Here is a 21,981-nt window from a genome sequence, read left to right on the forward strand (position 1 = left end):
CCGCCGTCACAGCACCCGGATTTCCGCTGCGCGTCGGCCAACCGCGCTGCCCGCCGGGCGGTGCGGGACAATGGCCCGGCCAGCACCGTGACCAGCGAGACGAGAACCCGCCATGCGCACAGCCGCCGTCATCGGCACCGGACTGATCGGCACCTCCGCAGCGCTCGCCCTCACCGGCCGCGGCATAAGCGTCTACCTGGAGGACGCCGACCAGGACGCCGCCCGGACGGCCGCCTCGCTCGGCGCCGGCACCACCGAACTCCCCGACGGGCCGGTCGACCTGGCGATCATCGCCGTCCCCCCGGCGCTGGTCGGCAAGGTCCTGGCGGACTGCCAGCGGCGCGGCCTCGCCCGCTGCTACACCGACGTCGCCAGCGTCAAGGCCGGGCCGCGCGGCGAGATCACCGCACTCGGGCTCGACACCGTCCGCTACATCGGGTCGCACCCGATGGCCGGCCGCGAACGCTCCGGGCCGCTCGCCGCCACCGCCGACCTGTTCGAAGGCCGGCCGTGGGTGCTCACGCCGACCCCCGACACCGACACCGAGACGCTCAACGCTGCCCTCGAACTCGTCGCACTGTGCGGGGCGATGCCGATCGTCATGGACGCCACCGAGCACGACCGGGCCGTCGCGCTGGTCTCGCACGCCCCGCAGCTGCTGTCCTCGCTGGTCGCGGCCCGCCTCGAACACGCCGAGGAGACCGCGGTGCGGCTCTCCGGGCAGGGCGTGCGGGACGTCACCCGGATCGCCGCCTCCAACCCCGCCATGTGGATCGACATCCTCTCCGCCAACGCGGGCGTGGTCGCCGACATCCTCGACGACCTCGCCGCCGACCTCGCCTCCACGGTCACCGCGCTCCGCGCCCTCCAGGGCGCCGACGAGAACGCCCGCCGCGAGGGCGCCGCCGGCATCGAAGCCGTCATGCGCCGCGGCAACACCGGCCAGGCCCGCATCCCCGGCAAGCACGGCGCCCCGCCCACCCGCTACGAGACCGTCACCGTCGTCCTCGGCGACCAGCCCGGCGAACTCGGCCGCCTCTTCGGCGAAGTCGGCTCTCTCGGCGTCAACATCGAAGACGTCACCATCGAACACTCCACCGGCCAGCAGGTCGGCCACGTCCAGCTGGCCGTCGCCCCCACCGTGGTCCGCACCCTGGCCGCGGGCCTGCGCGACCGCGGCTGGGTGGTCCGCGACTGAGTTCCGGCCCCGCCTGCGCGGAACTCCTCGGGCGGGGGCCGATGAGTTCCGGGGGCGGGGGCCGTCTGTAGGGGTGGGCGCCGCTGGGGCGCCGCTTCGACGGACGGAGGACTCTGTGACGAGTGGGACTGGCGGGCGGCCGGCGGTGGTCGACATGGCGACGTGGGAGGCCGCGCGGGCGGAGTTGCTGGTGCGGGAGAAGGCGCATACCCGGGAGGGGGATGCGTTGGCGGCGGCTCGGCGGGGGCTGCCGATGGTGGAGGTGGACGGGGCGGCCGAGGTGGTGGGGGCCGGTGGGGCGGTGGCGTTCCGGGAGTTGTTCGAGGGGCGGGACGAGCTGGTGGTGTACCAGCACATGTGGTGGGACGGGGCGCCGTTCCAGGGGCAGTGCGAGGGCTGCACGATGGTGGCGTGGCACCTGCGGGACGCCGCGTACCTGAACGCCCGGGGCGTCTCGTTCGCGATGCTGACCAGTGGGCCGTGGGCGGAGGTCGCGCCGTACGTGGAGTTCATGGGGTACACGCAGCCGTGGTTCTCGGTGCGCGACGCGCCCGCGCCGATCGGCGGGGACATGGGCCGGCTGCTGAGCTTCCTGCGGGACGGCGAGCGGGTGTTCCTCACGTACGGCACCACCGGCCGCGGCACCGAGCGGATCAACAGTTCGCTCGCACTGCTCGACCAGACGCCGTACGGCCGCCGGGAGCGCTGGGAGACGGTTCCGGACGGCCGGCCGGAGGCGCCGGACGGGGGCGCGCCGGGCTGGTTCTGGCGGACGGACGTCGACGGCGTGGCGACCTGGGGCCCGACCGGCCGCCCGGTGCCGCAGTGGACCCGCCCCGGGGTGTCGCCGGCGGAGACTCTCGGTCGGGGCGGCCACTGCCACTGACCACGGGCGGCGCGGCCACTGGCACTGCCACTGATCACGGGCCGTGCGGCCACTGCCACTGATCACGGGCGGCGCGGCCACTTGTCACCGACCGCGGGCGGCGCGGCCACTTGTCACGGGCCGCGGGCAGGGCCGGGACGGGGCACGGCGGGAGTCCATTAACCTTGAGGTGAGTTCTTGTGCCGTGAGAGAGAGGTTCGCCCCGTGGACAGTGTCGACCGAGCGTCGAACAGCCCGGTCGTCGTCGCCATCGACGGACCTTCGGGTTCCGGGAAGTCGACGGTGTCGCGGGCAGTGGCCGCGCGGCTGGGCCTGAGCTTTCTGGACACCGGCGCCATGTACCGGGCGATGACCTGGTGGATGCTCGCCAACGAGGTGGACGTGGACGACCCGGAGGCGGTGGCCATCGCCTGCGCCAAGCCGGTCATCGTCTCCGGCACCGACGCCGCCGGGCCGACCATAACCGTGGACGGCCAGGACGTCTCCGGCCCGATCCGCGGCCCCGAGGTGACCGCCAAGGTCAGCGCGGTGGCCGCGGTTCCCGCGGTGCGGGCCCGGCTGGTGGAGCTGCAGCGCGGCTGCGCCTCGCACGCCGCCCGCGGCATCGTCGCCGAGGGCCGAGACATGGGCAGCGTGGTGTTCCCGGACGCCACCGTGAAGGTCTTCCTGACCGCGTCCGAGCAGGCCCGTTCCGAGCGGCGGGCCGCCGAGCTGCGCGCCAAGGGCCTGGACGAGGCGACCATCACCGCGATGGCCGCCGACCTGGCCCGCCGGGACGCCGCCGACTCCTCCCGCGAGACCGCCCCGCTGACCCGGGCCGCGGACGCCGAGCTGGTCGACACCAGCGAACTCACCCTCGACCAGGTGATCGGTACGATCACCGCACTGGTCGAGGAGCGGGCCGGTCTGACCACCGCCTGATCCCGAGTACCCCACCTTTTTGACGATCCGACCGCGCGAGATCCGCGCGGTTCGCGCTGCCCGCCGGGCAGGTACGCACGGTCCGCCCCTGGGAAGGGCCGGGCCGGGAAATGGAAGACGGAAAACATGAGCAACGACACCACCGCCCAGCACGGCGAGCTCGGCGACGCCGAGTACGCCGAGTTCATGGCGCTGGCCGCCGAGGAGGGCTTCGACGCCTCCGAGATCGACGCCGACCTGGACGGCCACGGTCCGCTGCCGGTGCTGGCGATTGTCGGCCGCCCGAACGTCGGCAAGTCCACCCTGGTCAACCGCATCATCGGCCGCCGCGAGGCGGTCGTCGAGGACCGCCCCGGCGTGACCCGTGACCGGGTCAGCTACGAGGCGATGTGGGCCGGCCGCCGCTTCAAGGTGCTGGACACCGGCGGCTGGGAGATCGACGTCCTCGGCATCGACGCGATGGTCGCCGGGCAGGCCGAGCTCGGCATCGAGCAGGCCGACGCGGTGCTGTTCGTGGTGGACGCCACCGTCGGCGCCACCGACACCGACGACGCGCTGATCAAGCTGATCCGCCGCGCCGGCAAGCCCGTGGTGCTGTGCGCCAACAAGGTCGACGGCCCGTCCACCGAGGCCGAGGCCGCGTACCTGTGGTCGCTGGGCCTGGGCGAGCCGTTCCCCGTCTCCGCGCTGCACGGCCGCGGCTCCGGCGACCTGCTGGACGCCGTGCTGAAGGTGCTGCCGGAGGCCCCGCCGCAGCTGTTCGGCGAAGGCCAGGCTCCCGGCGGCCCGCGCCGCGTCGCGCTGATCGGCCGCCCCAACGTCGGCAAGTCCAGCCTGCTGAACAAGGTCGCCGGCGAGGACCGCGTGGTCGTCAACGAGCTGGCCGGCACCACCCGTGACCCGGTCGACGAGATGATCGAACTCGGCGGCAAGACCTGGAAGTTCATCGACACCGCCGGTATTCGCCGCCGGGTCCACCTGACCTCCGGCGCGGACTTCTACGCCTCGCTGCGGACCTCCGCCGCGCTGGACAAGGCCGAGGTCGCGGTCGTCCTGGTCGACGCCAGCGAGACCCTCGCCGAGCAGGACACCCGGATCATCTCGATGGCCGTCGAGGCCGGGCGCGCCGTCGTCATCGCCTACAACAAGTGGGACCAGCTCGACGAGGAGCGCCGCTTCTACCTGGAGCGCGAGATCGAGCGCGACCTGGTGCAGGTCCAGTGGGCGCCCCGGGTGAACGTCTCGGCGAAGACCGGACGCCACATGGAGAAGCTCGTCCCGGCGATCGAGACCGCGCTGGCCGGCTGGGAGACCCGCATTCCCACCGCCCGCCTGAACGCCTTCCTCGGCGAGCTGGTCGCCGCGCACCCGCACCCGATCCGCGGCGGCAAGCAGCCGCGCGTCCTGTTCGGCACCCAGGCGGGCACCCGCCCGCCGCGGTTCGTGCTGTTCGCGTCCGGCTTCCTGGAGGCCGGCTACCGCCGCTTCATCGAGCGCCGCCTGCGCGAGGAGTTCGGTTTCGAGGGCACCCCGATCTCGATCTCCGTCCGGGTGCGCGAGAAGCGCAAGAAGAAGTAGGACAGACACCGACACGGCCGTGGGCCGCGGACACCGGGAAGGTGTGCGCGGCCCACAGCCGTGTCCACGGGGACGGAGTCAGGCGTCCCGGCCCGGCGGCAGGGACAGCACCGAGCGGTGCCGCCCGCCCGCCGGACCGCCGGCGGGCGGAGCGGCGACCTGCTGGGACGGGCCGAGGTAGCCGGACGCCACCCAGCCCTGGCCGTTGGCCTGTGCGGCGGACCCCGGCGAGGGCATGAACTGCGGCGCGCCCGGAGCCTGACCGGCGTACGTGTCGAAGGACTGGTGCTGCGGGTACCCGGACGGCTCGCGCCGCTCGGCCGCGACCTCGCGCGGCTGCTGGTCGCGGACCGCGAAGCCGGTGAACCTCAGCCCTTCCTCGCCGGAGCGGTCGCCCGGCAGCGCCCGGAACATCCGCCGGTATTCGGAGTACAGCGAGTCGTAGATAGGGGTGGCCGACACCGGGTGCTCCGCGTCGTACGACGGGCGCATGCTCGGGATCGACCGGCTGGCGGGGGAGGAGGAGGGACGGCCGGGGGAGGCGAGGTCGTAGCTGTACACGTAGGAGCCAACGAGCGAGACCGGCTTGGGATGCGGGGGCGCCGCCCCCGGTCCTATCGCCGGCCTGCCGCCCCTGACCTCTTCAACCCCCGCCCGGACGGCCGGGGTTGACGCGGCGTCGGACGATCCGGCGGCGGCCGGGTCGTTCACCGGGTCGGTCATCGGCGTGCTCCCGCTCAGGTGCCGGCCAGCGGCAGCATGCCCGCCGCCAGCACGCCGCGGGCGGCGGCGCGGTCCAGCGCCACCCGCAGCAGGTCCTCGCGGGGCTGCCGGCCGACCGCGCCGGCCGGCACCGCGAACATGATCACCTCGGACTTCCGGGCCGCCGCCGCCCGCCACGCCGGGGTGACCTGAAGGGCCTGGTGGGCCTGCCACCAGGCGGCCGAACCGCCGGTCGCCGAGGGCTGCAGGATCGCGTGCAGCTGCCCCATCGCCATCAGCACCGACCAGCCGGCCCGCGGCCGGGACGGCGCCCGGTTGACGTCCTGGACCAGCTGGAAGCCGTGCTCGGTCAGCAGCGACAGGAACTCGTCCTCGCCGCTCACGCTCCCCGGCCGCCCGACCGGCCCGGTCGGCTCGATCACCAGCGCGGCGTGCTGGGTGTCGCCGCACAGCACGATGCCGCAGGTCACGCCGAGCACGGCGGGCTGCGGCCGGCCGGCCGGCACGGGGTTGATCGGCTCCGGGATGGTCACCAGGGTGGCGGGCTCGGCCGGGACCGCAGGGACCGCCGGCGCGGCCGGGGCGGGTGCTTGGGCCGGCACGGTGTGGGCGGCCGGCACGGCGTGGGTGACCGGGGCAGGCGCCTGGGCCGGCACGGCGTGGGTGGGTACGGCGTGGGTGGGCACGGCGGCCTCCGGGACGGCGGCGGTGCCGCCCTGGCTGATCGACGCGACCGCGCCGCGCAGCTGCTGCTCGTCCACCGTCACCACCTGGGACGGGATGCACCGGGCGTGCGCGAAAGCCAGCACGGCGGTCTCCTCGCCGACGAACAGCACCGTGCTGGTGCGTTCGCGCAGCGAGTCGCCCGGTTGTCGGCACGAAGTGCAGTCGTACGCGTCCGGGGCGTGGGCTCCCGCCAGCAGGCTCTCGGCCTCGTCGTCGCCGATTTCGGCGCGTACGTCCTCGCTCACCTCAAGCATGCGCGGCACAAAGACTCCTCGTTTCGCCCTGACGTTCGGGTGCGCCCGGTCGGGGACTCTCCGGGCACGCGGCGCGGGGCGCGCCGACCGCCTTTACCAACGGGAGGTTGTGGCTGGGGTCACGGGTCGACGGCCGGACGACGGGATTTGCACGGCTTCTGACTGCCCTGTGCGCACGGGGCGTCGCTATCTGTCGACGCTGTGCCCGACCTCACACCGGCCAAACTGTGACCGGGAGCATATTCGCAGATGGAATGATCTTAGGGAAAGCGGACGAAAGGGACATATCACCTTCGTTTGCTTGATCAATACCGCCGGTAACCCCTCTTTGACCTGGGACAACCCGAAACTGTTTGGCGGCCCGCACACCCGCTTCGTAGGTTCATGGCCGGTGCAACGAGCACCTCCCGGGTTCACCCCCGACGCACGGTCCGCCCCGGCTCACCCCGGACCCGGACCCTGCGCCACCGGCGCGACGGCAGCCAGCCGCCGCCGGGGATGCGGACAGGTGGCCGGGGCGGCAGCGGCACGTCCGACACGTGCCTGGCCGCCCACCGGACTTGGCGAGCGAACACGACCCCGCACGGGGTCTGGTTCCGCCTGCCCATCCCGGGGATGTCGAGAGGAATCTCATGACTTTCCGTAACGAGACCGCCGCTGCCACCACCGCCTCCAAGCGCAACCGCGTCCGCGCGGCTGTCGTCGGCGGCGCCCTGCTCGCCGCCCCGGTGGCCGGCCTCGTCACGGCCAACTCGGCTTCCGCCGCCGACGTCGCGACCTGGGACAAGGTCGCCCAGTGCGAGTCCGGTGGCAACTGGTCCATCAACACCGGCAACGGCTTCTACGGTGGCCTGCAGTTCACCTCCTCCACCTGGGCCGCGTTCGGCGGCACCGCCTACGCCGCGCAGGCCAACCTGGCCACCAAGGCGCAGCAGATCGCCGTCGCCGAGAAGGTGCTCGCCTCCCAGGGCCCCGGCGCCTGGCCGGTGTGCTCCGTCAAGGCCGGTCTGACCAAGGGCGGCGCGCCGGCCCAGGTCGACACCTCCGCCGGTTCCTCCTCGTCGACCTCCTCGAAGTCGACCACCTCCAGCTCCTCGGCGTCCTCGTCCTCGACCGCGTCTTCGACCGCGAAGTCGAACACCGTGGTGAACAACTCGGCCAAGGCCCCCGCCGTCCAGACCCCGAAGGTCCAGCCGAGCACCTCCGCCAAGCAGGACGCGCCGAAGCAGCAGACCTGGAAGAACAAGTCCGGCGCGGCCGCCAACACCGCCAAGGGCAACACCTACACCGTCAAGTCCGGTGACACCCTGTCCAAGATCGCCGCCGGCCTCGGCGTCGACTGGCACAGCCTGTACAACAAGAACACCGGTGTCATCGGCGGCAACCCGGACCTGATCCTCCCCGGCCAGGTCCTGTCCGTCTGAAACACCCCCGGAAGCCCCGCTTCCCCCGGGATCGTCAACTGATCCCATCCTGTCGGCGTGAAGCCGCCACCCCACTGCCGGGGTGGCGGCTTCCGCCGTTCCCGGACCCACCGCCGGTTCGACCGGGTGGCCGCACTGCGCAGGTGGCCGGGGCGGGGCGCTGCTCAGCGTCGGGGCTGCCCGGGTTCTCGGGGCTGCCCGGGCTTGGGCTCTCGGGGCTTCCCGGGTTCTCGGGTTCTCGGGGCTTCCGGTCGGTCGGGCTTGCCGGGTGTCGGGCCGGCCGGTTCCGGGGCTGCGAGCTCTCGGGGGCGCCGGTGCTCAGGGGTGGGCGAGGGCGGCGCGGACGCTCGGTGCCACGGTGGCGGGCAGTGCGGCGGACGGGAAGCGGTGCAGCAGGGCGGCTTCGACGGCCTCCGGGGCGACCGGTTTGCCGAGCTCGGTCTCGAAGGCGCGCAAGTAGTCGCCGGTCCAGGCGACCGGGTCGGGGGCGTGGTTCGGAGCCGGAGCCGGAGCCGGGTGCGAGTGCGAGTCCGGGGTCGGAGCCGGGGCCGATTCGGGCGCTGATGCCGGGGTGGTGAGGTGGCGGTGGCCCGGGACGACGAGCTGTGCGTCGAGGGCGGCGATCTCGTCCAGCAGGTCGATCCACGCGGTGCGCTGGGCGGCGTGCGGGGTGTCGGCGAGTCGCGGGTGGACGTTCAGCCACAGCAGCGGCCCGCCGAGCAGGGTCCGACTGCGGTGCTCCCACACGTAGTGCCGGTCCGGCAGGCCCAGGGACGCGCCGCGCAGCTCCAGCCGGTGGCCCTCCAGCTCCACCGCGTCCTCGTTCAGCGGTTCCAGCCCGACCAGCCGGGTGGGAAGCTCCGGCCCGAGGCCGGACCAGGCCGCGCGGACCTCCCGGTGATTGCGTTCGATCCGGGCCAGGACGGGCGCAGGCGCGACGAACCGGGCCTCCGGGAACGCGTCGCGGAGCACCTCCGCCGCCAGCCAGTACTCGGGCGCGAAGTCCGGCACCAGTACGGTGCTCAGCTGTCGCCCCGAGGACGCCACCTCCCGCTCCAGCCGCCGCCCGTCCGCCAGCCGCAGCCCCGTACCGACCAGCACCGCCCGGTGCTGGCCGAGCACCAGCACTGCCGCCTGGTGCGACGACTCCTCGGGAAGGTCCACCACCCGGAACTCCAGCGGATGCATCGCGCCTCCTCCGCCAACCGGCAACACCCCTCCCCCCAGAGTCGGACGGGACCGGGGCCTCCGCATGTGGGGCGACGGGCGCGACACGGCGCGCGAAGTGGCGGCGGGGCAGGGGCGGGGCGGGCCGCGTGGCGGTGGGGAGGCCGGTGGGACCATGGAGGGATGAGCGGTGGCGGGGTGTTCGCCGGGGAGCTGTTCGGGCGTGACCGTGAGGAACCGGCGCCCGGGGTGGTACTGCTGCCCGGATGGCTGGGGCCGGAGGAGCAGCGGGAGCTGGTCGCGGCGTGCCGGGAGTGGGCGCGGCCGCCGGCCGGGATGCGGACGGTGACGCTGCCCACCGGCGGCGTGATGTCGGTACGGACGGTGTGCCTGGGCTGGCACTGGTACCCGTACGGCTACGCGCGCACGGTGGTGGACGGCGACGGCGCGCCGGTGAAGGCGTTCCCGCCGAGGCTCGGGGAGCTGGCCCGGCGGGCTGTCGCGGAGGCGTACGGCGGCAGCGGCGGCAGCGGTGGCGGCGGCGGGGACGCGTATGGTGGCGGCGGCGGGGACGCGCATGGTGGTGGCGGCGGGGACGGCGTCGGAGCCGGTTTCGGCGTCGGCACCGGCACCGGCGTCGGCACCGGCACCGGCGTCGGCTTCGGCATCGGCGAGATCGCGGGTGCGGCCGGCTTCGCGCCGGACGTGGCGCTGGTCAACCACTACCCGCACGGCGCGAAGATGGGCCTGCACCGGGACCGCGAGGAGCGGGTGGACGCGCCCGTGGTGTCGCTGTCGCTGGGCGACACCTGCGTGTTCCGGCTCGGCAACACCGAGACCAGGACCCGCCCGTGGACGGACCTGGAGCTGCGCAGCGGCGATCTGCTGGTGTTCGGCGGTCCGATGCGGTTCGCGTACCACGGCGTGGTGCGGACGCTGCCGGGCACGGCCGACCCCGAGCTCGGCCTGGTGGGGCGGCTGAACATCACGGTGCGGCAGTCCGGCCTGGAATAGCGGCGGCTGCGCGGGTCGGTGGCGGCGGGGCCGGGTGTCCCTGTGCCGGGCGGCTGTGCCGGGCCGGTTGTGCCGGGCCGGCTGTGTCGCGCGGCGGTCGGTGGGGCCGGGCGGCGCCGTACCGGACGGCGGCGTGGCGGGGTCTGCGTGTGTGGCCGGGGGGCCGGGGGAGTGCGCTGGGGCGTGGGCAGGGGGTGCGGGCCGGTGGGCGTGCCGGAGGGCGGGAATTCCCGGCGGGCGCGGAGACTTGTGCTGGACGGAACACGGCGACCGGCGGCACACCCAGCTCCGCGCGGCCGCCCGGAGAGGGAGCGACATACATGGGAACCCCCGTCGACCAGCTCGTCGACCTGCTCGACCTGGAGCAGATCGAGCTGAACATCTTTCGCGGCCGCAGCCCCGAGGAGGCGCTTCAGCGCACCTTCGGCGGGCAGGTCGCCGGCCAGGCGCTGGTCGCGGCGGGCCGCACGGTGGACGAGGACCGGCCGGTGCACTCCCTGCACGCCTACTTCCTGCGCCCCGGCGTTCCCGGCGTCCCGATCGTCTACCAGGTGGACCGGATCCGGGACGGACGCTCCTTCACCACCCGCCGGGTGATGGCCATCCAGGGCGGGCGGTCGATCTTCGCCCTGACCGCGGACTTCCACAAGCCCGAGGACGGCGGCATCGAGCACCAGTTCCCGATGCCGGACGTCCCCGCCCCCGAGGACCTGCCGAGCGCGCTGGACGAGGTCGGCTCCCGGCTCGGCGAACTGCCGCCGTTCATCAGCCGCCGCCAGCCCTTCGACATCCGGTACGTGGACCGGCTGAGGTGGAGCCGCGAGGAACTCGACGGCGTCGAGGCCCGCAGCGGCGTGTGGCTGAAGACCAACGGCCCGCTGCCCGACAACCCGCTGATCCATGTCTGCGCGCTCACCTACGCCAGCGACATGACCCTGCTGGACGCCGTCCGCGCGCCCGTCGAACCCCTGTGGGGCGAACGGAACTTCGACATGGCCTCGCTGGACCACGCGATGTGGTTCCACCGCCCGTTCCGGGCCGACGACTGGCTGCTGTACCGGCAGGAGTCGCCGATAGCGCACGGCGCACGCGGCCTGGCCCGCGGCGAAATCTACGACCGGAAGGGGCAGTTGGTGGTCTCCGTGATGCAGGAGGGGCTGTTCCGGCCGCTCGCCGGCCGCTGACCCGCTGGACCGGCCGATTCTCCGCCCCGTGAAGCAAGTGCCCTAACCAGAGCCCCACTTGGAGGCAGTCCGATGACCGACACCGCAGCCGAGGCGTGGCAGCACTGGACGGAGTCCCGGAGCGCCGCCGTGAGCGCCCCGCACGGCCCGCTGGCGCTGACCGGCACCCACTGGCTGGAGCCCGAACCGGCGAAACTGCCCGGCCTGCCCGGGACTTGGTGGGTCGAGAGCGGCACCGTGTGCGCCGAACTCGCCGCCGGCGACGGCGTCCGCCTCGAGGGCGAGCAGCGGGAGGCGACCGGCCGGGTCGCGCTGCGCCCCGACACCGATCCGGGCGCACAGATCGCCGTGCTGGACGGGCTGCGCCTGGTCCCGATCGAACGCGAGGGCGAACTCGCCCTGCGCGTCTTCGACCCCGCCGCGCCGCGCCGGGCCTCGTTCGCCGGCATCTCGGTCTTCCCGTACGCGCCCGACTGGGCGGTGCCTGCCGTGTTCGCCCCGTTCGAGGACGGCGTGCAGGCCCTGATGGTGGAGAACGCCGACGGCCGGGCCCGCCCGCTGACGGTCGCCGGCCGGATCGCCTTCACGCTGGCCGGACAGGCCCACACGCTGACGGTCAGCGGCTCCGACGGCCCCGGCGGCCAGCTCAGCGGAGTCATCGCGGACAGCACCAGCGGCCGGGAGACCTACCGGTTCCGCTTCGTCACGCTCCCCGCGCCGGACGCCGACGGGAACACCGTGCTCGACCTCAACCGGGCGTACCTGCCGCCGTGCGCGTTCTCCGACCACTTCATCTGCCCGTTCCCGCCGCCCGGCAACCGGCTCACCGTCGCCGTCGAGGCGGGCGAGCGGCACGTGGTCACCGTCTGAGTCCCTCCCTGTCCCGCAACCGGCCCCGGCGAACTCTTCGCCGGGGCCGGCGGCGTTCGAGGCGGTTGATGGACTGTCTGCTCGTTCGCGCAGCTTCTTGCTCGGGTGAGCAAAGAGCGCTACCGTTTTGCTCGGTCGAGCAAGGGTTGGCTCGAACGAGCAGACAGACAGGGGTGCTCCGTGGGGCGCACGTTCACCGAATCGGCGCGGCGTCGGCAGATCGTCGAGGCGGCCATCGAAGTGATCGCCGACGCGGGGTATGCCAAAGCCTCGTTCGCGCGGATCGCCAAGCACGCCGGGCTGAGCAGCACCGGGATGATCTCGTACCACTTCAAGGGCAAGGACGACCTGCTGCGCGAGGTGGTCGGGGAGGTCCTGCGGGTCTCCGAGGCGTACATGCGGCCGCGGATCGAAGCGGCGGTGGGCCCGCGGGCGCGCCTTCGCGCGTACATCGAGTCCAACATCGAGCTGGCGGCCGCACATCCACGGGAGTTGGCCGCGCTGGTGGAGATCCTCAACGGCCAGGGGGACGACACGGACAGCGAGTTCGCGTCGGGGCGCCAGGCGGTGATGGACCTTCAGGAGCACGTGGTCCGCGCGGCCCAGGCGGACGGCGACTACGGCCCGTTCGACGCGAAGGTGCTGGTGACGGCGATCCGGGGGGCGATCGACGCGGTCCTGGTCCGCGTGCTCCGCGAGCCGGCGATGGATGTGACCACCAGCGCACGGGAGTTGGCCGACCTCTTCGACCGGGCGGTGCGCCCGGCGGAGATCTGCATGGAAGTGCACCGGGTACCGGGGGAGGACGCATGAACGAACGACGGCCCGAGACGGTCGGGCCTGACGGGGTGGTGCCGGACGTGACGGGAACGGGGACAGGGGTGGGGGCGGGGACGGGCATGAGGGTGGCGGACGTGGCGGGAACGGCCTTGGCGGGCACGGATGTTGGGGCCGCCGGTGGCGTTGGCCCCGGCTTCGGCTTCGGCTCCGGCTCCGGTGGCGTTGGCCCTGGTGGCGTCGGTTCCGGTGGGGGTGCGGACGGTGGGGGTGCGATCGAGCTGCCGCGGACGGCGGACGGGCAGGTGGACTGGGCGGCGCTGGCGGGGGACGACGCGACGCCGAAGCAGCGGTCTGCGCGCGGTCTGCGGCAGGCGGCCAAGTCGCTGGTGTTCGAGCTGGCGATCCCATTGGGCGCGTACTACACGCTGCTCGGATTCGGTGCCGGCCAGTGGCTGGCGATCACGCTGAGCAGCCTGACCGCGCTGCCGTGGGTGATCTACGGCCTGGTGCGAAACCGCCGGCTGGACCCGATGCCGGTGTTCACACTGCTGCTGATCGGGGTGGGCGCGCTGCTGTCGGCCGTCACGGGCAGCCCCAGGGTGCTGCTGGTGCGCGACAGTTGGGTGTTCGGGGTGATCGGCCTGTGGATCCTGGGCAGCCTGTTCGCCCGTCGCCCGTGGGCACTCGGCGCGGCCCGGACAGTGGTCGCCGCCAAGATCGGCCCGGTGGGCGCGGACGCCTGGACCGGCCAGTGGGACTACGACCCGGCGTTCCGGCGCCACATTCGCCTGCTGACGCTGCTGTGGGGCTCGGGCTTCACCCTGGACGCCCTGATCCGGGTCGCTTTCGCGATGACCTTGCCGATCGGCGCGGTGCCGCTGGTGAACGCGCTGCAGTGGCTGGTCGTGCTGGGAGCGATGCTCGGCATCCACACCTGGTACGTGAAGCGGAACGGTCTGCTGGTCTGAGACCGGAAGGCAACTCTCCGGCGCGGGGTGGTGCGGTGCGGTGCGGGACGGGGCGATGCGGCGCGGTGCGGGGCGGCGGTCTCGGCGGAGGTGGCCGGGGCCGCCGCGGCCGTCGTCTGGCGCTGTTGCTGAGCGCTGTCGCCGGGTGCCGTTGCTGAGCGCCGTCGCTGGCCGACGGTGTGGGGTGGCTGTCGCGGGGGGTCGGGTCGTGTCGGCGGGGCTGGCGTCGGTGGGGCTGGTGTCGGTGGGGGCGGGCAGGATCGGCGGCATGATTTCTGTCGAGGACGTCATCGGGCGGGCCGGCCCGGAGGGTGTGCTGCCGCTGCTGACGCCGGCCGAGTTCTTCGAGGGCAACACCGTCGAGGACTCGCTGGCACCGAACCAGTGGGGCTACGGCCGACCGCCGCTGGCCGACCTGGCCGCCGGCCTGGCCCGGATCGCCGACCGGCCGGACGTGGCCTGGGTGCGGGTGCAACTCCACCCGGAGACCCTGGACTTGGAAGAGCTGCTGGCCGAGGCCGTCGCCGTGTGCACCAGTGCGGACGCCGCGAACTGCGAGTCCTGGACGATCGGATGGGAGTCCAGCGGCGTGGTGACCGGCCTGGTCGACGACTACCTGGACGTGCCTCCGGTGCCCGCCGGAATGGCGATCCGCTCGATCGTCTGGGACTGACGGCACGTTATATACCCTTCCCTTCGCCCGACATGGACGAGCGGAAATTTGGGTGACGGTGACGGTCGGGCGTCCCTAGACTCGGCTCGCCGAAAGACGCCCGGGCCGGTTGGCCGACTGGGCGCACCGTGATGTGGAGAGGGAGGGGCCGGCTGTGCGTACTGCCGCTGCTGTCGTTCCCCCGTCGCGGTTCGAGGTGATCCTGGTGTCCTCGGCAGGCCGGCGCCCGCTGCGCGGCCGGCGCCGGTAAGGACCGCGAGCTCCACCAACCTCCCTGCTGCGAACACCCGTTGTGGTCGTCGCACGGCCGTGTCGGCGTCCTGCCGACGGCCGTTCCCACCGCCTGTGCGCCTGTGCGCCGCATCGCGCCTTGCCGCCGTCGCGGCGGGTCCGGGGTCGGGGTTGCTGCTCGCGCTGCTCCTGTGAATCGCGCTGCCCACTTCAGCACCGAATTCCGAAAGGCACCGGGCCATGCGCACCGACCTCACCTTCCGCACTACCGGCACCGGCACCGGCACCGTCTCCGCGACCGCGGCCGTCCGCAACCTCGGCATCCTCGCGCACGTGGACGCCGGGAAGACCACCGTTACCGAACGCATCCTGTTCCTGACCGGGGCGACCCACCGGCGCGGTGAGGTGCACGAGGGCACCACCGTCACCGACTTCGACCCGCAGGAGCGCGACCGCGGCATCACCATCTTTGCTGCGGCGGTCAGTTGCGACTGGGCCGGGTACCGGCTGAACCTGATCGACACCCCGGGGCACGTGGACTTCGCCGACGAGGTGGAACGTTCGCTGCGGGTGCTGGACGGTGCGGTGGCGGTGTTCGACGCCGTTGCGGGCGTCGAGCCGCAGAGCGAGTCGGTGTGGCGCCAGGCCGACCGGCACGGCGTGCCGCGGATCGCGTTCGTCAACAAGATGGACCGGCCCGGCGCGGACCTGGACGCGGCGGTCGCCTCGATCCGGGACCGACTCCACCCGGTGCCGCTGGCCGTGCAGTTGCCGATCGGCCGGGAGGGCGGCTTCACCGGAGTGGTCGACCTGCTCCGGCTGCGCGTACTCACCTGGACGGACGGTCCCGGCAGCGTCGCCGGCGTTCACGTAGCCGATGTCCAAGTCGCCGACGTCCCGGCCGAGTTGCGTGCCGAGGCGGAACGTCGACGGCAGGCGCTGGCGGAGGCGGTGGCCGAACTGCACCCGGCGGCGCTGGAGGAGTACTGCGCCACCGGCACCCTCGACGCGGACACCCTTGCGGGTGCGCTGCGTCAACTCACCGCCGACGGGCAGGCGGTGGTCGTGCTGTGCGGCTCCGCGTACCGCAACCGCGGCATCGAACCGCTGCTGGACGCGGTGACGGCGTACCTGCCCTCGCCGTTGGACGTCCCGCCGGTGCGCGGCGACTGGCAGGGCACCGCGCAGGAGCGCCCGGCCGACGCCGAACAGCCGCTGGCCGCACTGGTGTTCAAGGTGAACGCGGGCAGCACCGGGCGGCTCAGCAGCCTGCGGATCTACTCGGGAACGCTACGGAAGGGGGACACCGTGCTCGACGCGCGCACCGGCCGCACCGAGCGGATCGGCCGCATCCTGCGGGTGCAGGCCGACCGGCACACCGAGACCGACACGGCGGTGGCCGGCGACATCGTCGCCGTCGTCGGGCCCAAGGCCGCCCGGGCCGGCACCACGCTGTGCGCGCCGGGCGCCCCGCTGGTGCTCGAACCGGCCGTCGCCGCCGACCCGGTGGTGACCGTCGCGGTCGAGGCCCGCCGCTCGGTGGACACCGACCGGCTGGCGGCCGCGCTGTTCCGGCTCGCCGAGGAAGACCCGTCCCTGGTGGTCGGGACCGATCCGGAGAGCGGGCAGCGGGTGCTGTCCGGCCTCGGCGAACTGCACCTGGAGGTGGCGGTGGAGAAGCTCCGCCGGCTCGGGCTGGAGGTCACTGTCGGTCGGCCGCGGGTCGCCTACCGCGAGACGAGCTCCCGCCCGGTCGCCGGACTCGTCCTGCGGCACGTCAAACAGGACGGCGGCGCAGGGCAGTTCGCGCACATCGTGGTGGACGTCGAACCGCTCGGCGAACCCGGCACGGACGGCTTCGAGTTCCGCTCCACCGTCACCGGCGGGCGGGTCCCGCAGGAGTTCGTGCAGGCCGTCGAGGCGGGCTGCCGGGACGCCCTCGCGGACGGCCCGCTCGGCCACCCGGTCACCGGCGTCCGGGTCACCCTCACCGACGGGGCGACCCACGTCAAGGACTCCTCCGACCTGGCATTCCGCACCGCCGGCCGCCTCGCCCTGCGCGAGGCCCTGCGACGCGGCGGCCCGATCCTGCTGGAACCCGTGGTGCACCTCACCGCGACCGTCCCGCCGGACGCCCTCGGCACCGTCCTCGGCGACCTGTCCGCCCGCCGCGGCCGCGTCCACGCCTCCGCCCCCCGCAGCACCACCGAAACAGTCCTGACCGCCACCGTCCCCCTCGCCGAACTCTTCGGCTACGCCGCCGCGTTGCGCAGCCGAACCCAGGGCCGCGGCACCTTCACCACACACCCGGCCGGCCACGCCCCGGCCCCGCGCCGGTAGTAACGGCCCCGCGCCGGCGGCGGTGACGGCGCAAACGACGGCCCCGCCGGGAACTCCCCGGCGGGGCCCCTTCCGGCCGCAGCTCGACACTCAGGCATCAGTCGTTCAGGTGTTTGCAGGTCGAGTAGCTCGCTGTGTGTCTTCTGCTCGATTCGTGCTGTTCGGTCTCTCATCGCGTCCTCAGTGTTCACGGGGGTTGCCGCTGCCCCCTGTTCCAGTTGGAGGAGTCCGTGGTCCCGAACGACTTGTCGCGCGCCGCTCGCTTCGCCTCGGTCTACGCCCTGATGCGTGTCGCGGCCGATGTGGCGGACCATTGGGTGCAGACCGACTACCAGGCCGCCACCAAAGGTGAGTGCGACAGCGAGCCCGGCCAGTCGAGCTGGAGGGGGCGGCGGGCCTGCGCCTCGCATGTGGCGGCATACACGGCAACCCAGGGGGCGGTGCTGTTGCTCGGGGGACGCCTGCTGGGCCTTGGGCTGAGGCCGTCGCGAGTTGCTGTCGCGCTCGGGCTGTCGGCGGTCAGCCACTATATGGCGGACCGCCGCTGGCCGATCCGGAAGGTTGCCGACCGGATCGGGAGCGGCAGGTTCGTCAGGCTGGCGGACCATGGGATGAACGGCGGATACCTGATGGATCAGGCGTGGCATCATGGCTTCGAGGTGTGTGCGGCCGTCATCGCTGCGACGTAGTTCAGCTCAATGCCACAGGCCCAGCCGGGAGACGGTCTCCCTCCAGCGTGCGAGATTGACGGTGAGCCGGCCGTTCTGGCGGTAGCCGCCGATGGACAGCGTGTCCACCAGTCGGTCCGTACGGTCCCGGCCGAGGCGCAGACCCTGGGAGAGATGGTTCCGACTGATACTGATCACGACCTCCTTCGCGTCGATACCACGGAGGCGCTGCGCATGACGAACCAGGGGCCTGATGAGGCCGGCCATGCGCACCTCCGGATCGCCGGGGCCGTGCACCGCTTCGGTCTCGCGGGAGCGTGACAGCAGGTAACGAAGGAAGTTCTCGTTCGTTTCGGTTCTGATCAGTTGCTGATTGAAGGAGGATGGTCGGCAGACGAGGACGCGGCACTCGGTGTGCGCGCGGACCCTGGCGGTTCTCGGTTCAGGGCCGTAGAGCGCGGCGGTCTCGCCGAGCGAGTCGCCCGCCGAGCGGAACGCCTGGAGCCAGGATCTGCCGTCCTCGACGAGTCGGTCGACACGGAACACCCCGTCTTCCACGAAGTAGACGTAGTCCGACGGCACCCCTTGTTCGATCAGAGCGTCGCCGCGACTGCACTCCATTCGCCGCCAGCCTCTGGTCAGTTCGCTCAACTGCTCGGGGCTCAGTACGTCATACAGGGTCCGACCCACTCCCACGCAACCGTCCGCCATCTGATGCATGGTCAGAGGCTAGGGCAGAGACTCCGCAAAGCTGCCCAACTTCGCTGTGTCGGAGCCGGGCCCTGTGGGCCGGTCGTTCGGCGAGTGGGAGACCGAAAAATTTCTCCGACGGGCCGTACCGCTGGAAACGCGCGCGGGTAGCACAGGCACCCGAGCCGCGGACTGCGGATCCGCACAACTCGCGGGCCGCCGTCGGCGCACACTCCTGGAGAGCCGATCGGCCCGGGTGGCTCCCGGGTGCCATGAGTTGGAGGTGCCATGAGTGATTGCGCTGTTCCAGCCTTCCACGGCGGGGCGCAGCAGCCCGAGAACCAGATGGTTGTGGTGGTCGACGTGGAGCGGTACACCAGGCGTTCGAGCGCGGAACAGGTCGCGATCAGTGCGCTGATCGAGCCACTGGTCGACGATGCGCTGACCGCTTCGGGCCTGGACGAGGTCCGGAGGGACAAGCGGTTCGCCCGCAATACCGGGGACGGCGTCGTCTTCGGTTGCGCGCCGGCCTACTCGCCGCAGCTGCTTCACCCGTTCCTCGCCGAGCTGGAGGCGGCGCTCGGCCGTTGCCCCGAGTGTCTGGGATCGGAACCGCTCCGGATGCGTGCCGCGCTCACCTCCGGTCCCTTGCCGTTGCACGGGGGGCCGGGGGACGGCAACGGTGAGGCCCGCAACCAGGCGCACCGACTCGTCGACTCGGATGTCATTCGGCATGCGATGGCGGTTGCGGATCCGTGGGCCACCCGGCTGGTGGCGATCGTCTCGGAACGGGTCTACCGGGACACCGTGGCGGCCGGCTACGGATCGGTGCACCCGAGCCGGATGATCGAGGTGACGGCCGCTGTGGACGACAAGTCGTTCAAGGAACAGGCATGGCTGTTCGTCCCGGTTCCGTCGGGCGGGCTGCTCAGAGTTCCTGAACCCCCGGCACGGCGTGGCGGGGCGGTGTATCCGGGGCGGCGAGGAGGGCGCGCGTCGGGCAGGGCAGCCGCGGTCCGCCCGGGTGACATCCAGGCTGTCACTCAGGACGTGTCGAACGGCATGGCGTTGATGGGAGGGGTGGTCGGTGACATCGTTCTCGGGTTCGGGTCGGAGCCGGGGGCGGGAGGCCGGGGCCCGTGCCGATGAGCGGACCACTTGACGACGGGTCGCCGGAACCTGTTCCGGCGACCGGAGTTCCCACAGCCGGGGAGCCGGAGCCCAGGCCGGGCGAAGGGGAGAACGAGTCCCTCCCGGCAGCCCACCAAGGCGTACAGAACGGGCTGGCGATCATTGGCTCGGCCGGCGACATCAGCATCGTTTTTCACCTGGCCGGCGCGGACCGGGCCGGCCAGGTGGACGGCCGGCCGTTCTCCACCGCCGCGCTGGCCTTCGGGACGGCCCTGGACGACCTGGTCGTACAACTCGGCTCCTACTGGCGGCGTCTTGCCGGGGTGGTCGATCGATCCACCACACCGCCCGACTCGGGAGGAGGCACCAACTCATGACGACGATCCCGCTCAGCGCCGGCAGCACGACAGCCTTCCAACTCCTCTGCCGCGAGGTTGCCATCGGACCGGGGCCGCGTCCGGCCGGGGTGGCCGTCACCTGGGCCGGGGGCGGCGCCGCAGCCTGGCTCTCCCCGGCGGAGACCCGGCAGTGGCTCTACGACGTACCCCGGGAGGCCACGGTCAGGCGTGCGGTCTGGCAGCACGTCGTTCTGTTGGCCGGCCGGGAGCGGTGCGGCCCGCCCGATCCGGGCAGCACCGTGACCGGATGGCGGACGGTCATGCTCTGGCTGGCCGTTCCCCGGCTCCGTTCGGCCCTGCACCGGATTCAGCGCACGTTCGGTGTGGGCCGCGCCGACCTGGAGTCGTCCGCCGTCACCGGCATGATCGAGCAACTGGCTGCTTTCGGGTCGCACCCCCCGGAGAACGTCGACAGTCTCCTGATCGGGTCGGCTCTCCGACACTGTTGGGCGCTCACCCGGGCGGTCGGGCACGAGATCCCGGTCGCCGACATCGGACGGTTGGCAGCCCGTCCGGATGAGGAGCCGGGGGCGAGGCTCTCCGAGCTCGGCGAGGACGTGTCCTGGCAGCCGCCTGCGGCGGGCGCGGAACTCGAGGGGATTCGCCTTGGCGCCTTGGCAGCGCGGCTCGGGTTTCCGAACCCCGACGTGTGCCGGCTGGGGTTGCCGTCGGGCCGTCACCGAGCGGGACAGACGCTCCCCGTCGGGGCCGTCAGGTGACCCGGTGCGATCGCCGGGTGCTGACGTTCCCCGAGGTGTTCGAGCTGCCGGTGTCGGTCGACCTGCTCACCGCCGCCCGGGCCTTCGACATCAGCCGCACATTGGCCTACCGGCTCGCAGCTGTCGATGCGTTCCCCTGCGAGGTACTGCGCATCGGCCGGTTCTACCGGGTCCCGACGAGCGGGCTGCTGGCTGCTCTCGGGATCGAGTCCCGGTCGGTCCGAGCGGCCGACCTGCGGACCGGCGCGGACCTTGCCGCCAGATGGGCGCGCGATTCGCCTCTCTTCGACCTGTTGGACCCGGAGGACCTCACATGACCACCACACCATCGTCCGGGCCGGTGCCGCCCGGTGATCCCAGTCTCCGCCGAGGGCCATGGACCTGCCTCGTCATCGGCCCGGTCGGGGACGGCCGGGCGGAAGCGGGATCCGCTGCCCGTCGCACCCACGATCAGTTCCTGCAGGTGTACGAACAGGCTGTCCGTCCGGCGTGCACGGCGTTCGGTGTCGCCCCGATGCTGGCCGGCTTCCTCTCCGGTGCGGAGGATGGCGCCGAGCCGGCCCAAAGACTGCTGCTGGAGGCCGATCTGGTCATCGCCGACGTGAGCGGCGGAGATGCCCGGGTGGTGCATGAACTTGGCCTTCGGCGCATGAGCGGGAAAGCGATCGTCCACCTGGCCGAGATCGGTCAGGACCTCCGGCCGGTCGGCACTCTGTTCTTCGAGCGGTCGCCCGCCGGGCTGGCCAGGACCAGGAACGAGCTCACCGAGCTGCTGGCGCGGGCCCTGGGCGGAGAGAGCGGCGAGGCCGAGTTCCGTCACCGGCCCGCGAGTCCGCCGGCGCAGCTGCCCGCAGAGAGGGCCGAGCAGGAGTCCCATGAGTACGTTCCGGCCCTGCTGGCGACCTTCGCAGACTTGGAGTCTGGGCTGGCCGCGATGGCCGGCGACCTGACCGCGATGACTGAATTCGTCGTGTCCATCGCCGAGTTGACGGAGTCGCACACTGCCGGGACCCAGCGTGCCAAGCGGGACGGGGGCCTGCCGGGTGCCCGGATCACGACGGCCGGGCAACTGGCCGAGGCGTTGAGCGGACCGGCGGCGGACCTGCGGGCGACAGCCCGTGACTTCTCGGACCGAATGCTCGGTATTGATGCAGGTGTTCATGCGGCGACCGACCTGTTGGAGCGGACGCCACCGACCTCGTGGAGTGCTGATGACCGGGGCTTTGTCGCCCAACTCGTCGCAATCTCGGGAGCGGCCCAGGAGGGAGTGCAGACTCTCGCTCTGTTCCGGACCGTCGTGGACACGTTGATCGCCGTGCATCGTGAACTGCGTGGCCCGGCCGCCGACATCAGTGCAGCGGTGCACCTGCTCGCCGACGCCATGACCAAGGTCGGTGCCTGGAACCGGCGGGCCCGCGTCCTCACCGCCTGATGCATT

General features: G+C 72.6%; 22 protein-coding genes. 18 read left to right on the forward strand and 4 right to left on the reverse strand.

Annotated features, from left to right (window positions below):
• Positions 1-112 precede the first annotated feature (112 nt).
• The 4 genes from ACIQF6_RS35310 (at position 113) to der (ending at position 4,583) form a co-directional block, all read left to right on the forward strand.
• Complete coding sequence (locus tag ACIQF6_RS35310) at positions 113-1,198, forward strand: prephenate dehydrogenase (RefSeq protein WP_400902797.1); 1,086 nt, start codon at positions 113-115, stop codon at positions 1,196-1,198.
• 73 nt (positions 1,199-1,271) lie between these two features.
• On the forward strand, positions 1,272-2,084 hold the full coding sequence (locus ACIQF6_RS35315; protein ID WP_400902799.1) for a DUF899 family protein: 813 nt from the start codon (positions 1,272-1,274) through the stop codon (positions 2,082-2,084).
• Between the two features lie 204 nt (positions 2,085-2,288).
• Positions 2,289-3,005 (forward strand): (d)CMP kinase, encoded by a 717-nt coding sequence (gene cmk, locus ACIQF6_RS35320; RefSeq protein ID WP_400902802.1) that lies wholly within the window; start codon positions 2,289-2,291, stop codon positions 3,003-3,005.
• 126 nt (positions 3,006-3,131) lie between these two features.
• Positions 3,132-4,583 carry a ribosome biogenesis GTPase Der gene (der, locus tag ACIQF6_RS35325; RefSeq protein WP_400902804.1) on the forward strand — a complete coding sequence of 484 codons (1,452 nt, stop codon included), beginning with the start codon at positions 3,132-3,134 and terminating at the stop codon, positions 4,581-4,583.
• A 78-nt stretch (positions 4,584-4,661) separates the two neighbouring features.
• Here der and ACIQF6_RS35330 read toward each other — a convergent pair whose 3' ends face one another.
• Positions 4,662-5,306, reverse strand: coding sequence for a hypothetical protein (locus tag ACIQF6_RS35330; RefSeq protein WP_400902807.1), 645 nt, complete (start codon positions 5,304-5,306; stop codon positions 4,662-4,664).
• 14 nt (positions 5,307-5,320) lie between these two features.
• A complete protein-coding gene (locus tag ACIQF6_RS35335; RefSeq protein ID WP_400902810.1) occupies positions 5,321-6,295 on the reverse strand; it encodes a hypothetical protein in 975 nt (324 codons plus the stop codon).
• A gap of 623 nt (positions 6,296-6,918) precedes the next feature.
• On the opposite strand from ACIQF6_RS35335, the gene ACIQF6_RS35340 reads away from it, so the two are divergent.
• On the forward strand, positions 6,919-7,710 hold the full coding sequence (locus ACIQF6_RS35340) for a transglycosylase family protein (RefSeq protein WP_400902813.1): 792 nt from the start codon (positions 6,919-6,921) through the stop codon (positions 7,708-7,710).
• A gap of 318 nt (positions 7,711-8,028) precedes the next feature.
• Here ACIQF6_RS35340 and ACIQF6_RS35345 read toward each other — a convergent pair whose 3' ends face one another.
• Positions 8,029-8,898 carry an MBL fold metallo-hydrolase gene (locus tag ACIQF6_RS35345; RefSeq protein WP_400902816.1) on the reverse strand — a complete coding sequence of 290 codons (870 nt, stop codon included), beginning with the start codon at positions 8,896-8,898 and terminating at the stop codon, positions 8,029-8,031.
• Between the two features lie 162 nt (positions 8,899-9,060).
• Between ACIQF6_RS35345 and ACIQF6_RS35350 the strand changes: the two genes are divergently transcribed.
• From ACIQF6_RS35350 to ACIQF6_RS35385, 8 genes are all read left to right on the forward strand, one after another.
• Entirely contained in the window at positions 9,061-9,891 is an 831-nt protein-coding gene (locus ACIQF6_RS35350) for an alpha-ketoglutarate-dependent dioxygenase AlkB family protein (RefSeq protein ID WP_400902819.1), read from the forward strand.
• A 320-nt stretch (positions 9,892-10,211) separates the two neighbouring features.
• Positions 10,212-11,075 (forward strand): acyl-CoA thioesterase, encoded by an 864-nt coding sequence (locus tag ACIQF6_RS35355; RefSeq protein WP_400902822.1) that lies wholly within the window; start codon positions 10,212-10,214, stop codon positions 11,073-11,075.
• Positions 11,076-11,147: 72 nt separating this feature from the next.
• Positions 11,148-11,945, forward strand: a complete 798-nt coding sequence (locus ACIQF6_RS35360; protein ID WP_400902825.1) for a DUF1684 domain-containing protein — start codon at positions 11,148-11,150, stop codon at positions 11,943-11,945.
• A gap of 180 nt (positions 11,946-12,125) precedes the next feature.
• The gene (locus ACIQF6_RS35365) at positions 12,126-12,758 is read left to right on the forward strand and encodes a TetR family transcriptional regulator (RefSeq protein ID WP_400902828.1); all 633 of its coding nucleotides are present in this window, start codon (positions 12,126-12,128) and stop codon (positions 12,756-12,758) included.
• Positions 12,759-13,027: 269 nt separating this feature from the next.
• Positions 13,028-13,693 (forward strand): VC0807 family protein, encoded by a 666-nt coding sequence (locus ACIQF6_RS35370; RefSeq protein ID WP_400902831.1) that lies wholly within the window; start codon positions 13,028-13,030, stop codon positions 13,691-13,693.
• Positions 13,694-13,961: 268 nt separating this feature from the next.
• Positions 13,962-14,366 carry a hypothetical protein gene (locus ACIQF6_RS35375; protein ID WP_400902833.1) on the forward strand — a complete coding sequence of 135 codons (405 nt, stop codon included), beginning with the start codon at positions 13,962-13,964 and terminating at the stop codon, positions 14,364-14,366.
• A 471-nt stretch (positions 14,367-14,837) separates the two neighbouring features.
• On the forward strand, positions 14,838-16,937 hold the full coding sequence (gene fusA, locus ACIQF6_RS35380) for an elongation factor G (protein WP_400902836.1): 2,100 nt from the start codon (positions 14,838-14,840) through the stop codon (positions 16,935-16,937).
• 230 nt (positions 16,938-17,167) lie between these two features.
• On the forward strand, positions 17,168-17,626 hold the full coding sequence (locus tag ACIQF6_RS35385) for a hypothetical protein (RefSeq protein WP_400902839.1): 459 nt from the start codon (positions 17,168-17,170) through the stop codon (positions 17,624-17,626).
• Positions 17,627-17,632: 6 nt separating this feature from the next.
• On the opposite strand, the gene ACIQF6_RS35390 is transcribed toward ACIQF6_RS35385, so the two are convergent.
• On the reverse strand, positions 17,633-18,325 hold the full coding sequence (locus ACIQF6_RS35390) for a Crp/Fnr family transcriptional regulator (RefSeq protein ID WP_400902841.1): 693 nt from the start codon (positions 18,323-18,325) through the stop codon (positions 17,633-17,635).
• A gap of 258 nt (positions 18,326-18,583) precedes the next feature.
• On the opposite strand from ACIQF6_RS35390, the gene ACIQF6_RS35395 reads away from it, so the two are divergent.
• Genes ACIQF6_RS35395 through ACIQF6_RS35415 form a run of 5 tightly spaced genes read left to right on the forward strand, consistent with a single transcriptional unit; the run spans position 18,584 to position 21,975 of the window.
• Positions 18,584-19,444 (forward strand): hypothetical protein, encoded by an 861-nt coding sequence (locus ACIQF6_RS35395; RefSeq protein WP_400902843.1) that lies wholly within the window; start codon positions 18,584-18,586, stop codon positions 19,442-19,444.
• Positions 19,435-19,803 carry a hypothetical protein gene (locus ACIQF6_RS35400; protein WP_400902846.1) on the forward strand — a complete coding sequence of 123 codons (369 nt, stop codon included), beginning with the start codon at positions 19,435-19,437 and terminating at the stop codon, positions 19,801-19,803. The genes ACIQF6_RS35395 and ACIQF6_RS35400 overlap by 10 nt, the downstream gene beginning before the upstream one ends.
• The gene (locus ACIQF6_RS35405) at positions 19,800-20,543 is read left to right on the forward strand and encodes a hypothetical protein (protein WP_400902849.1); all 744 of its coding nucleotides are present in this window, start codon (positions 19,800-19,802) and stop codon (positions 20,541-20,543) included. Before ACIQF6_RS35400 ends, ACIQF6_RS35405 begins: the two co-directional genes overlap by 4 nt.
• A gap of 17 nt (positions 20,544-20,560) precedes the next feature.
• Positions 20,561-20,860 (forward strand): DNA-binding protein, encoded by a 300-nt coding sequence (locus tag ACIQF6_RS35410; RefSeq protein WP_400902852.1) that lies wholly within the window; start codon positions 20,561-20,563, stop codon positions 20,858-20,860.
• On the forward strand, positions 20,857-21,975 hold the full coding sequence (locus tag ACIQF6_RS35415; RefSeq protein ID WP_400902855.1) for a hypothetical protein: 1,119 nt from the start codon (positions 20,857-20,859) through the stop codon (positions 21,973-21,975). Before ACIQF6_RS35410 ends, ACIQF6_RS35415 begins: the two co-directional genes overlap by 4 nt.
• The last annotated feature ends 6 nt before the right edge of the window (positions 21,976-21,981 follow it).

The sequence above is a fragment of the Kitasatospora sp. NPDC092948 genome (assembly GCF_044754805.1).
Classification (GTDB): domain Bacteria; phylum Actinomycetota; class Actinomycetes; order Streptomycetales; family Streptomycetaceae; genus Kitasatospora.